Origin of the sequence: Brevibacillus invocatus (assembly GCF_003710915.1) — a bacterium.
GTDB classification, from domain to species: domain Bacteria; phylum Bacillota; class Bacilli; order Brevibacillales; family Brevibacillaceae; genus Brevibacillus; species Brevibacillus invocatus.
The window spans coordinates 18,229-30,243 of sequence record NZ_RHHR01000014.1; the positions used below are offsets into that span (position 1 = coordinate 18,229).

A 12,015-nucleotide genomic window follows, 5' to 3' on the forward strand; every position below is an offset into this window, starting at 1 on the left:
GGGGAAGGAATCATGGCTACGCTGGGTACGACACGCACGCTGACAGTGCTGCAAACAAGTGATGTACACGGGAGCATTTATCCCTTTTCGTATGCCGATCATGCGCCACGGGAGATCGGGATCGCCAAGCTCGCCTCCTTGATCAAAAAGGAGCGGGAAAAGTCCGAGCATCTGCTTCTCATCGACAGTGGAGACTTGATTCAGGGTACGCCTTTGGCCTACCATCATGCCAGGATATGTCCCGAAAAGCCCAATCCGATGATTCGCTGCCTGAACCAGCTTGGCTACGACGCGGCTGTACTAGGCAACCACGAATTCAATTACGGCATGCCTTTTTTGCAAAAAGCAATAGCGGAAAGCCGGTTTTCCTGGTTCTCGGCCAATCTGACGGATAGTACAGGAAATCCGTTTTTCGGTGATGCTTACTGGATCAAGCATTTTCCATCTGGATTAAAGGTGGGAGTCCTGGGGTTAACTACTGCCTACATTCCAAACTGGGAGCACCCAGAGCACATAGCAGGCATTTGTTTTCATGATCCGGTACAGACGGCTCGGAAGTGGGTTCCTGTCTTGCGCGAGCAGGAGAAGGTCGACATCGTCGTGGTTGCGTATCATGGAGGTCTGGAAAAGGATGAGAAGACAGGGGAAGCGACAGAAGCATTGACGAAAGAAAATCAAGGCTACGAGCTTTGCGAAGCGGTAGAAGGGATCGATGTGCTTCTCACGGGGCACCAGCACCGCAAGCTTGCGGCTACTATTTGCGGAGTGAGCGTGGTACAGCCAGGTCATGAAGGAAGAGCGCTTGGAAAAGTGATGCTTACTCTGCAAGCTTGCGAAACGGGCTGGGAGGTTGTCGACAAGCAAGCTCAGCTGGTATCTGTGGAGGGGGTGGAGCCTGATCCTGACATCATCGAGTTGGCGGCAGAGTATGAAGGGCAGACGCAGATGTGGCTGGATCAGCCGATCGGATATATCGAGGGAGATATGCGGATCGTGGACTCGATGGCAGTGAGGCTGAAGGAGCATCCTTTTATTGAATGGATCAACCGGGTGCAGATGGAGGTCTCCGGTGCCGCGATCTCGAATACTGCTCTGTTTGACAATGCTTCTGCCGGCTTGCCGGAATCAGTGACGATGCGCGATATCGTCAGTAATTACATCTATCCCAATACGCTGAAGGTGTTGCGGGTGACGGGACAGGACATCAAGGATGCGCTGGAGCAGTCCGCAGCATATTTTGCACTGGACGAAAACGGTCAAATCGTCGTCAGTCCCGACTTCCTCTATCCAAAACCGCAGCATTACAACTATGATATGTGGGAAGGAATCTGCTATCAGATCCATGTGGCAAAGCCAATTGGTCATCGGATCGTCGGCTTGACCTATGATGGAATGCCGCTGGATAGGGAGGCGAAATACGAGGTAGTTATGAATCATTACCGTGCTGGCGGGGGCGGGAATTACGCCATGTTTCAGGGGAAACCGGTAGTCAGAGAAATCACGACGGAGGTCGCTGAGCTGTTGGCCGCGTATATGCTGGAACACGGCGCTCTTCAAGCGAAGGTGAATCACAACTGGTCGGTGGTCATCGAATAGGACCCATAACGGGCTCAGGCTGTCGAGAAAGTCGACAGCTATTTTTGTTGCATGTTCGCATTCTGTTCGCATATAATACAGAACAAACGTTCTTGTTTGGAGGCGAACAACGTGGTCAAGGAATTACATCGTGCAATGGCGCAGAATCAGCATATTCAGATCATTTACTTGGGCAGTCAGGGGCAGACGACTATGCGCACACTGCGACCATTGGAGATTGTGGATGGTCGACTGAAAGCTTACTGTCTGACCCGCAAGGCGCCGCGTGTTTTTGTCATAGATCGGATTCTTGCCGTTGAGCCGGTGGTGATCCGACATGCTATGTGACATCGAGCGAAAGGTACTCCGTGTGATCGCCAACTACTCAGCAGGCAGACACAGGACACCGACGATCGACGAGCTGTGTGTCAAAACAGGACGTAACCGTGGCGGCATCATGATGGTGCTGGAAGTGCTGGCGAAAGAGAAATATATCGAATGGCAACGTTCGCAGCCGGATCAAATGGTTGTCCTGGAAGCATGGGAGAGAAAGGGGCCGGGGAAATGACGACAAAGCCTGCAAAGGTGTTAGCTGCAAGTCGATGGGGATTGCCTCAACCGGAGAGCCTGTGCTTTGAGAAAAAGGAGGACGAAAGGCTGGTGCAACAGCCAGTCATCGAAAAATCTGATAGGGAAGCCTTTCACTACATGATTCGCGATGCTGGGCGGGAAGATTACGGCCTTTCCGTTGTGTGGTGGAAACCGGTAAAAGGCAATCTGGGGATGGTATGCAGCATGTGGGGCGCTGTGAAATGGATCGATGCCCACGAGCGGCGCATAAAAATGGTGAACGATGAAGAAAGTCAGTGGATACCCATGGATCGGATAGTGGATGTGAAAAGCTAGCAGCGATAGATGTACTACCGTAATAATTCAAGTATGTGACACGTTGTCAAATTCTTCCCCTCTCATGTCGATAAATATGATATATAAATGTTAGTTGAAAACCCCTCTAAGGAAGTGGAACTTAGAGGGGTTGCTTATCCTAGGCGTGAACGAGTTCAGGGGTTTGCAAATGAAGCGGTGGTGGTACTAACCACCCTTTTTCTTTATTGATTCGTAATAGTCTTCCGCCAAACTGCGCTTTTGTGATATGGAATTGACCAAACATCATACCGATATCTTCGCGAATAGATTGTCCCATGATTTGACTGCACGCAACTAATCCCGCTGCAATGTCCATCGATACGCCAGCAGCGATCTCAGGATCGTTAAATCGGGCACCCACTGGGATGCTTTCTAGAGATGCAACAGGACGTTCCTGTGCAGTTGGGGGAGGAGCAATCCCATTTACCTTCAGCAAGTTTTCGATTTGCTGAATTTCTTGTTTCATACCCTGAGTAAGATCCTCAAGAAAACTTTTAAGATCCTTGTCGCCAGTATGGTTAATAAACGTTTGATACGCTACCAGTAGCCCCTTTGTGGTTGCGAGATAGCTCCATACACCAAATACTTCACCATAATGCATAGGTTCATTTTGTGGATTGCCGCTTAGAATTTCGTTTCACCCAGTGATATGGACTGCCTAGGCCTGATGAGAGCACATCTTAAAAGCATCCTCCAAGAAGGAGCGGAGCTGGGAAATCCAAAATCTTACAGATCGTAGTACAGCTCGTATTCCTTCGGATTGACGGTGCGCTCTACTTGTTGGATCTCATCACGCTTGTGGGAAATCCAGCTGTCGATCAGATCCTTTGTGAATACATCGCCCGCAAGCAAGAACTCGTGGTCGCTCTCCAATGCTTCCAGTGCTTCAGCCAGGGAACCAGGCAAGCTCTTGATTTCGTTTTTCTCTACGTCAGACAGATCGTAGATGTTTTTGTCGAGTGGCCCGAAGCCCATTTCGCGCGGGTCCAGCTTTTTCGCGATGCCGTCCAGGCCAGCCATCAGCATGGCGGCAAATGCCAGATATGGGTTGGCAGTTGAGTCTGGTGTGCGGAACTCGATACGAGAAGCTTTTGGTGTTACTGCCGCAACCGGGATGCGGACAGCAGCAGAGCGGTTTCCTTTGGAGAAGACCAGATTCACGGGTGCTTCGTAGCCAGGAACCAGACGTTTGAACGAGTTGGTGCTTGGGTTGGTCAGTGCGATCAGCGCTGGTGCGTGATGCAGGATACCCCCAATGTAGTGGAGTGCGGTTTCGCTCAGGTTGGCATAAGCGCCTTTTTCAAAGAACAGCGGAGTATCGCCGTCGAACAAGCTTTGGTGTACGTGCATGCCGGAACCATTGTCGCCGACGATTGGCTTTGGCATGAAGGTAGCCGTTTTGCCGTGCTTGGCCGCTACGTTGCGCACGATGTATTTGAACAGGAGAAGGTTGTCTGCTGTGCGGGTCAAGGTATCAAAGCGGAAGTTGATTTCACCTTGTCCAGCAGTCGCAACCTCGTGGTGATGACGCTCTACTTTTATGCCGGATTGGGTCAGCAGGGTGCACATTTCATTACGGATATCGGCTTGTGTGTCAGTAGGCTGCACAGGGAAGTAGCCACCTTTGTTGCGGACTTTATAGCCCAGGTTTTGTCCTTCCTTGCCAGTGTTCCAGTACGCTTCTTCGGAATCAATATGATAGAACGAACCGGATGGACCGGACGCATAACGGACGTTGTCGAACAGGAAAAACTCGGATTCAGGGCCAAAGTAGGCAGCTGTAGCGATGCCGAGGTTTTTCAGATAGGCTTCCGCTTTCAGTGCAATACCGCGAGGATCGCGATCGTATGGGGAGTTGTCAGGGTTCAGGATGTTACATACGATGTTCAGGGTTTTTTCTTCTACGAAAGGATCGATAAAGGCAGTAGCCGGATCAGGCATGGCCACCATGTCGCTTTCTTCGATGGATTTGTAGCCTGTCAAGCTGGAACCGTCGAAGGCTACACCATTTACGAAGGTGTCCTCGTCCACCGCATACGCTGGAACGGTTACGTGATGCTGACGACCGAGCAGATCCACGATACGGAAATCCACATATTTAATGTCTTCGGTTTCAATTGTCGATAACACATCTTTCATATTCATGCATAACACTCCTATTCACGAATGATTTTTTAATGTCTAGTTGGAAAGTTCGTCTTTCGTGCTTCTTTATAGTATGAATTATAGCTACAGTTCCAATTGTTCGTCAAGAGGTTTTCTAACCTTTAGTGTAAGTTTTTCTAACATTGTATGTATAGTGTCGCAAATGGTTCCTTTTTTGTAGAATGGAGACGAGTGTTAAATCTATCGTTAAATGGGGGAGAGACGGATGAGGGTACTGGTTCTGGGAGCTGGAGCGATAGGCGGTTATTTTGGAGGACGTTTGGCGGAAAGCGGTGTGGACGTGACTTTTCTCGTACGTGAGCGCAGACGTCAGCAGCTGGCTGAACGCGGTCTTCGTATTGAGAGCGTGCAAGGCAATTTTCATCTGGAAAAACCAAAATGGATCATGGCAGGGGAAGAAGCCGAGGCATTTGATGTCATCCTGTTGTCCAACAAAGCCTATCATCTGTCCGACAGTATCGAATCCATCGCTCCTTACGTAAGTAAAGATACCGTGATCATTCCTTTGCTCAACGGCATTGCGCACATGGAAACGCTGTGGGATCGCTTTGGCAAGGAAAATGTATTGGGCGGCCTTTGTTTTATCGAGTCCACCTTAAATGCAGACGGTGATGTCGTGCAAACCAGCAAGCTGCACGATACGGTCTTCGGGGAATGGGAAGGTGGAAAGAGTGAGCGTGTCCTGCAGATCGCAGAGGCATTTTCCAAAATCAATGGAAGGTTTAAAGCAAGCTCTTTTATCCAGCGGGAAGTATGGCATAAATATCTGTTTATCACAACGCTGTCGGGAATCACGACCTTGATGAACGCAGCGGTAGGTCCAATTCAATCGTCGCCACATGGAGTAGAGCTGACGCGGCAATTGGCTGAAGAGATCGCTCTAGTCATGAAATCCTGGGATGCGCCCATCGATGCGGATATTGTAGATAAGCAGATCGAGATGTTTACCAGCACACATGCGGGCATGAAATCGTCCATGCTTCGCGACATGGAAAAAGGACTGCCTGTCGAGGGCGATCATCTGCAAGGCTATCTGTTGAAGCGTGCTGATCAGCTCGATCTCAGTACACCACTGCTGAAAGTGGTTTACAATAATCTGAAGGTTTACGAACAGAAGCGGGAAGCTGACAAATAAGGTATAATAACAGGAAGAAAAAAGTCATTTGATAATAGGAGGGGTAAAGATGGAAGTCATCAAGATTTCCCCCCGCGGATATTGCTACGGAGTCGTGGATGCGATGGTACTGGCGGTAAAAACCGCACAAGACGCAAATGTTCCGCGCCCGATTCATATACTGGGTATGATCGTACACAATGCTCACGTCGTAGAGGCGTTTGAAAAGCAAGGCATCAAGACGCTGGACGGGGAAGACAGAATGGCCCTGCTGGATCAGATTGATGAAGGGACAGTTATTTTCACCGCGCACGGCGTTTCTCCTGAGGTCCGCAAAAAAGCGCGAGACAAGGGATTGACTGTCGTAGATGCTACCTGCCCAGATGTGACCAAGACCCATGATCTGATTCGTGAAAAGGTAAAAGACGGCTACCACGTGATCTACATCGGCAAAAAGGGACATCCCGAGCCAGAAGGTGCAATGGGCATAGCGCCGGAGCACGTACATCTGGTGCAAAAACTGGAAGACCTTGACGAAATGGGAGATGTTCCAGCGAACAAACTGATCGTGACCAACCAGACCACGATGAGTCAGTGGGATGTCAAGCACCTGATGGAAGCGATCGTGGAGCGTTATCCGCGGGTAGAGGTACACAACGAAATCTGTCTGGCTACGCAGGTTCGCCAGGAAGCAGTAGCCGCACAAGCGGGGGAAGCTGATTTGTGCATCGTCGTCGGCGATCCGCGAAGCAACAATTCCAACAGGCTGGCACAGGTGTCGGAGGAGATCGCCAATGTTCCTTCCTACCGCATCGCTGATCTGTCGGAGCTGGATATTGAATGGTTGAAAGGAAAGAAAAACATTGCGGTTACGTCCGGGGCTTCTACACCTACACCATTGACCAAGGAAGTTATCAGCTTCCTGGAGCAGTTCGATGAATTCAACCCGGCCACATGGGAGAAGAAACGTACCGTTAATATGGCAAAAATATTGCCGGCGGTTAAATAGGAGCTTGTATGACAGAAATCTTTTCTGGCAACAAACAAAGCAGCGCTGGAGGCAAGCCCGTTAGTCTCAGCGCTCTTTATTTGTTCATTTACTATGGATTTGGTGCCTTTACACCGTTAATCATGCAATATTACCAATCGATCAACCTGACCGGTACCCAGGTCGGCTTGATCAGTGCAACGACACCGGTCGTCTCGATTGTGACCCAGCCCCTCTGGGGAATCATCTGTGACCGGTTTCGAATTCGCAAGAGTGTGCTTGTTCTGACTTTGCTTACTTCCGGATTGATCGGCCTGTTGTTTCCGGTAGTATCGACGTTTGCTCTGGTCCTCATTCTCTATACAGTCTTATCTGTGTTTCAAAGTGCCGTTGTTCCGGTTTCGGACAGCATTGCGCTTGGGTATGTCAAAAAACACAATTTGCAGTTCGGCGATATCCGCATGTGGGGAGCGATCGGTTTTGCCCTTGCGGCTTTTTTGACAGGGGTCATGGTCGAAAAGTGGGGACCATCGGTGATTTTCTATTCCTACTTCGCGGCGATGGTCGTCGCGATTCTCTTCCTTCGTCAAGTGCCGGAGGAGGTAGAGTCGGCTCCGAAATTCACGACGAGCATGCTTTCGGGAATCAAGGATCTCTTGAAATTGCCTCGCTTCGTTCTATTTCTCACCGCCTCCTTTTTTGTATTTGGGTCGGTGAACGCCAACAATATCTGGTTTTCCCTGTACTATCAGGAGATTGGCGGGACGATAGCCGGTGTCGGCCTCGCTTTCCTGTTGTTTGCTGGGAGCGAGGCTCCGTTTATGAAGCTGGCAGGCTATATCACACGACGCTGGGGACTGGAGCTGACGATCCTGATCGCGGCCAGCGTTTCTGCCATTCGCTGGTTTTGGTATAGCTCTGCCCCCAGTACGACTGCGGTGATCGCGCTTTTCTTCGTTCAGGGGATATCGGTTGGCTTCTACCTGGCTACAGCAGCACAGTTCGTGCGGGAAAATACGCCAGCCTCCCTTCAAGTGACGGCGCTGGCTCTGTTCTTCTCCGTTGGGCATGGGCTTGGGACGATGCTGTGCAACCTGACTGCAGGGTGGATCAAGGACAACTTTTCGACCTTGACCATCTATTCCTTTTTCGGGACCGTGACGGTGATCGGACTGATTCCGCTGCTTCTCATCCGTTTTGGGCCCTGGAAGGCTGCAGCAGAAGACAAAGTGGATGCTACTCGATGACAAGAAGTCCCTGGTACCCGGTTTCCGGATAGCCTGGTGCGTCTGAGACGAATGGGTATTCCCCTTTTTTTCTTGCAGCGAACTGAAGCAAGGTAGACTGACTGGGCTTCAGCTCGCTGGAGGAGACATTCATTTCGCGTATGGCGAGATTGTGGGGCTTCAGATCGGTGTTGACGATCATGAGAGAGACCAGTTCACCTTCACGTACCGTAATTCGGTTAGGCAAAAATCCAGCACTGGAGATGGTCACGGTCTGGTTGCGCGCGGCTGAAGCGAAAGTCGTATGTAGTCGGTAGTAGTGGTGCAACGCGACGAGTCCAATGATGACCGCCAGTGCGATGAGAGGATAGCGAAGCTGTCTGAACCGTTGAACTGACATTCCGATCGGCTCCTTTTTGTACGTGATACCATGGTGTTGTTATCTTTAGACTGTCCCCGTACCCACGACGATAAACACAAAACAATCGATGGAAATAGTCCCTTGTGAAGCAAGGGTCTATTTTTTTGGTACAATACTTTGTCACGCATAGTAATATGTGTTATGCTGTACGTGCGAGGTGAAGGGGATGCGTGACAGCAATATTAGCAGTGATTTGATACGCGGTCATATCGATACGATCATTCTGCGTGTCTTGTGTGAAGGAGACAATTACGGCTATGAGATCATAAAAGCCATTTCCAAAATCAGCGAAGGCAAGTACGAGTTGAAGGAGCCCTCTCTTTATTCCAGTCTGAAGCGTCTGGAGACACAAAAACAGATTATTTCCTATTGGGGAGACGAAAGTCAGGGTGGCAGACGCAAGTATTATCAGGTGACGCCATCAGGGAGAGACGCGTATGAGCAATCTCTGGCAGCTTGGAAAGTGGCGAGGGAGTTAATCGACCAGCTTTTGGAGAGGAAGGAGTAACGAGATGAAACCATTGCAGCAGCATGTTGATCAATTGTTTCGCAGGTACGCCAAGGATACCAGCGATCAAATACAAGATTTAAAACGGGAAGTGCTGAGCAATCTGGAAGCCAAAGTGGCGGATCTGACAGCAAATGGAGTGGAGCAGAGGGAAGCGATTCGTCAAGCTGTGCAAAGCATCACATCCGTGGATCACCTGATTGATCGGAACCGAAACATCTTCGTCTTCTCATACTGCCTAGAGTTCGTGCAAATCACTCTGCTGTATCTTCTTATCGCGTGGATTATCGTCTTGCCGCTACAAATTATCCATATGGGCGGCATGCTCCATCTCCTGCTGCTCATCAGCATCGCCGTGGTCGGATTGCTGTATATCACACTATTGATCATCAAGAGAATGAACCCGGGGATCATGCAAAAAACTGCCGTACTGGATCTGCAAGCTGCTTTTCGCTTTCGCAAAATCGGTTGGCTCATATGGGGATTGTTTGTCCTCGTCTGGCTGTTGTTCACGACGGCACTCGAGTTCGGAAGCAACATCTGGTTTTGGCGCCAGGTAAAGATCGGTGGACCGTATCAATTTGCGGTACTGGCCGTTCGTTATGCCTTGCCTTTCTTTTCAGTAATCCTTCCCATGCTGTTGCACGTTTCTCCCAAGCTCATCATGAAGTACGAGGTGCATGAAGATGAATAGGAGAAATAAGGCGATCCTGTTTTTTCTGGTGATTGGAGTCGTCCTGTATGGTGTTATTCAAGGAGTCGTGATTCCAGCCAATGAAGAAAAGGCTGTGCGGTATCAACTCGACCAGCAGAAGCCGATGACCCATGACCTGAAATCCATCCTGCCATACAAAAGCAAGTACATGGGAGATGCCTCCAATGTCATCAACCTGTTTTTCCATTTGCCTTTGAATCATCTGAATCGGACGTATCAACTCGATTCCGAGCAGTTCAAAGTGGAAATCAAGTATCAAACAGAGGAAAGGGAAAAGAGTCAGGAGGAAGTGAAGCAAGCATTGCTGTATAATGCTTTGGCTGCCTTTGCTTTGATCGATAACCTTCAGACACTGGAGTTTCAGTTTCCTTCTGTGACCTATCAGACTAGTCGTGAACAGATGGAGCAGGTATTTGGAAAGCCATTGGCAGATTTGCTGACAGAGCAGCAGTGGAAGGAAATTCAGGAAAAATGGAACGATGCACGTTTTCTGAAGGACAGCATGGGGCAAGCGTTCGGAGAATAAAGAAGAACATCCCATAGCGAAAAAGCCCTCAGCGTAGAGGGCTTTTTGCATTTTAAAAAAAGACGACCAGCAAATAGTAAAACAAACTGGCGATGATAGCCGAGATCGGCAAGGTGATAAACCAGGTGATGACAATGCGCTTGGCTACTCCCCAGTTGACGTTCTTGAATCGTTTGGCAGCGCCTACTCCCATGATCGCAGATGAGATGACATGGGTTGAGCTGACAGGCAAACCGAGCTGCGTAAAAGTGAAGATGATCGACGAAGAGGTCAGGTCGGCAGTGGCTCCATTGATCGGCTCGATTTTGGTAATTTTGCCGCCTACAGTCTTGATGATTTTCCAACCGCCAACAGATGTGCCGAGACCCATCGCCAGGGCGCAGATAAATTGGACCCAGAAGGGAATGTGCTGGGCGTCCTCCTGAATTTGTGCGGCTACAAGGGCAAACACGATAATGCCCATCGCTTTTTGGGCATCGTTGGTTCCGTGCGTGAAGGATTGCAGGGCAGCGGTGAAAATCTGAAAGAAACGAAACCCTCTGTTGATCCTCGTGGGTGGAGTAGACACTCGGCTAAAAAGCAAATACAGCAGATTCATCAGCAGGTAGCCTGCCACGAGTGCGATGATCGGCGACAGGATCAATGCCTTGAAGATGTCAGTAAAGCCGTCCCAGTTGACTTGTCCAAAGCCTGCTGACGCAATGACAGCTCCTGCCAGAGAGCCGATCAGCGCATGGGATGAGCTGCTGGGAATTCCGTACCACCACGTGACCAGATTCCAGGTGATCGCCGAGAGCAGAGCCGCGATGACGACGAGGACGCCAAATTCCAGCTTTGCCGGGTCTGCGATACTGCCACCTATGGTTTTCGCTACCCCTGTAAAGGTAAGGGCACCGATGAAGTTCATCGAAGCGGCTAGCGCAATCGCAATTTTAGGCGGCAAGGCTTTCGTTGAGACTGTCGTTGCGATTGCATTGGCTGTATCGTGAAATCCATTGATAAAATCAAAGGACACAGCGAGAATCACAACCATCACGACCAATGGAAGACCCGTATCCACAGAACAAGCTCCTCCCCTTTTTACGTGTAGGAATGAATAAGTGTTTACGCTTATCCATTCCGGAGCGCATAAAAACTTTCTGCTAAAACGCGGTCGCTCCTCCTTGAATAGGCATCGATAGAGGTTTTTTTACGTATTACCCATGATCACTGTCTCCAGCACATCCGCTACATCCTCACAATGATCCGTCACTTCTTCCAGCAGCTCGTAGATTTCCTTGAATTGCATGATATGAATGGCGTCTGTTGAGGTTTTGAAAAGCTCGCGAACACTGGTGCGCAACAACTCGTCGCTCTCACTCTCCAGCTCGTTGATGCCGATGATGTATTCCTTCATGGCGGACAGCTTCTGCTTTTGCAGCAACTCTATCGCATGCACGATTTGCTGGGTAGAATCTTCGATGATTCGTGCGAAGTGAATCATCACATCATCCCCGCGTGTGATATCAAACATATACAGTCGAGCAGCACAGCATTCCAAGCCATCGAGTACATCGTCCAGCTTGATGGCAAGCTCCATCACATCTTCACGCTCGATGGCGGTGATAAAGCTCTTGTTGATGCGAAAAATGATTTCGTGGATCAGTCGATCGCCTTTTGATTCAAAGTCTTTCATCGTGTTGGAAAAGCTCTCGACGGTTTCCAATGACTTGACCTTGTACTGGTTGAAAAAGACGGCAGAATCATGAACGTTTTGGGCGATCACAAGAAGATCATCCAGGAGTGGGTCGGATTTGGTAAAAAGCATAGGAACCTCCGCGATGTGTCTGATAGGAGTATTGTCGGTGGA

General features: G+C 49.6%; 15 protein-coding genes. 10 read left to right on the plus strand and 5 right to left on the minus strand.

Annotated features, from left to right (window positions below; translation table 11 throughout):
* Positions 1 to 12: 12 nt before the first annotated feature.
* From EDM52_RS09745 to EDM52_RS09760, 4 genes are all read left to right on the plus strand, one after another.
* The gene (locus EDM52_RS09745) at positions 13 to 1,596 is read left to right on the plus strand and encodes a bifunctional metallophosphatase/5'-nucleotidase (protein ID WP_122908818.1); all 1,584 of its coding nucleotides are present in this window, start codon (positions 13 to 15) and stop codon (positions 1,594 to 1,596) included.
* 111 nt (positions 1,597 to 1,707) lie between these two features.
* Positions 1,708 to 1,923: a WYL domain-containing protein gene (locus EDM52_RS09750; protein WP_122908819.1), complete on the plus strand. Its 216-nt coding sequence runs from the start codon at positions 1,708 to 1,710 to the stop codon at positions 1,921 to 1,923.
* Positions 1,913 to 2,143, plus strand: coding sequence for a LexA family transcriptional regulator (locus EDM52_RS09755; protein ID WP_122908820.1), 231 nt, complete (start codon positions 1,913 to 1,915; stop codon positions 2,141 to 2,143). Before EDM52_RS09750 ends, EDM52_RS09755 begins: the two co-directional genes overlap by 11 nt.
* Positions 2,140 to 2,481, plus strand: coding sequence for a YolD-like family protein (locus EDM52_RS09760; RefSeq protein ID WP_245996747.1), 342 nt, complete (start codon positions 2,140 to 2,142; stop codon positions 2,479 to 2,481). The genes EDM52_RS09755 and EDM52_RS09760 overlap by 4 nt, the downstream gene beginning before the upstream one ends.
* Before the next feature lie 139 nt (positions 2,482 to 2,620).
* Here the strand turns inward: EDM52_RS09760 and EDM52_RS09765 are convergent, their stop codons facing one another.
* Together EDM52_RS09765 and glnA are read right to left on the minus strand one after the other, a co-directional pair.
* Positions 2,621 to 3,133, minus strand: coding sequence for a DUF3231 family protein (locus tag EDM52_RS09765; protein ID WP_276330108.1), 513 nt, complete (start codon positions 3,131 to 3,133; stop codon positions 2,621 to 2,623).
* 95 nt (positions 3,134 to 3,228) lie between these two features.
* Positions 3,229 to 4,647, minus strand: a complete 1,419-nt coding sequence (gene glnA / locus EDM52_RS09770; protein ID WP_122908823.1) for a type I glutamate--ammonia ligase — start codon at positions 4,645 to 4,647, stop codon at positions 3,229 to 3,231.
* A gap of 226 nt (positions 4,648 to 4,873) precedes the next feature.
* On the opposite strand from glnA, the gene panE reads away from it, so the two are divergent.
* The 3 genes from panE to EDM52_RS09785 are packed head-to-tail and all read left to right on the plus strand — an operon-like array spanning position 4,874 to position 8,017.
* Positions 4,874 to 5,803, plus strand: a complete 930-nt coding sequence (gene panE, locus EDM52_RS09775) for a 2-dehydropantoate 2-reductase (protein ID WP_122908824.1) — start codon at positions 4,874 to 4,876, stop codon at positions 5,801 to 5,803.
* 49 nt (positions 5,804 to 5,852) lie between these two features.
* Positions 5,853 to 6,791, plus strand: a complete 939-nt coding sequence (locus EDM52_RS09780; protein ID WP_122908825.1) for a 4-hydroxy-3-methylbut-2-enyl diphosphate reductase — start codon at positions 5,853 to 5,855, stop codon at positions 6,789 to 6,791.
* 8 nt (positions 6,792 to 6,799) lie between these two features.
* Complete coding sequence (locus tag EDM52_RS09785) at positions 6,800 to 8,017, plus strand: MFS transporter (RefSeq protein ID WP_122908826.1); 1,218 nt, start codon at positions 6,800 to 6,802, stop codon at positions 8,015 to 8,017.
* On the opposite strand, the gene EDM52_RS09790 is transcribed toward EDM52_RS09785, so the two are convergent.
* On the minus strand, positions 8,007 to 8,396 hold the full coding sequence (locus EDM52_RS09790; RefSeq protein WP_122908827.1) for a cupredoxin domain-containing protein: 390 nt from the start codon (positions 8,394 to 8,396) through the stop codon (positions 8,007 to 8,009). The two genes, EDM52_RS09785 and EDM52_RS09790, sit on opposite strands and share 11 nt — an antisense overlap.
* Before the next feature lie 187 nt (positions 8,397 to 8,583).
* Between EDM52_RS09790 and EDM52_RS09795 the strand changes: the two genes are divergently transcribed.
* The 3 genes from EDM52_RS09795 to EDM52_RS09805 are packed head-to-tail and all read left to right on the plus strand — an operon-like array spanning position 8,584 to position 10,166.
* Complete coding sequence (locus tag EDM52_RS09795; RefSeq protein ID WP_122908828.1) at positions 8,584 to 8,925, plus strand: PadR family transcriptional regulator; 342 nt, start codon at positions 8,584 to 8,586, stop codon at positions 8,923 to 8,925.
* Between the two features lie 4 nt (positions 8,926 to 8,929).
* A complete protein-coding gene (locus EDM52_RS09800) occupies positions 8,930 to 9,619 on the plus strand; it encodes a permease prefix domain 1-containing protein (protein ID WP_122908829.1) in 690 nt (229 codons plus the stop codon).
* Entirely contained in the window at positions 9,612 to 10,166 is a 555-nt protein-coding gene (locus EDM52_RS09805; protein WP_122908830.1) for a DUF4825 domain-containing protein, read from the plus strand. Before EDM52_RS09800 ends, EDM52_RS09805 begins: the two co-directional genes overlap by 8 nt.
* A gap of 52 nt (positions 10,167 to 10,218) precedes the next feature.
* On the opposite strand, the gene EDM52_RS09810 is transcribed toward EDM52_RS09805, so the two are convergent.
* Together EDM52_RS09810 and EDM52_RS09815 are read right to left on the minus strand one after the other, a co-directional pair.
* Complete coding sequence (locus EDM52_RS09810; protein WP_122908831.1) at positions 10,219 to 11,226, minus strand: inorganic phosphate transporter; 1,008 nt, start codon at positions 11,224 to 11,226, stop codon at positions 10,219 to 10,221.
* Between the two features lie 129 nt (positions 11,227 to 11,355).
* On the minus strand, positions 11,356 to 11,973 hold the full coding sequence (locus EDM52_RS09815) for a DUF47 domain-containing protein (RefSeq protein WP_122908832.1): 618 nt from the start codon (positions 11,971 to 11,973) through the stop codon (positions 11,356 to 11,358).
* Positions 11,974 to 12,015: the final 42 nt, after the last annotated feature.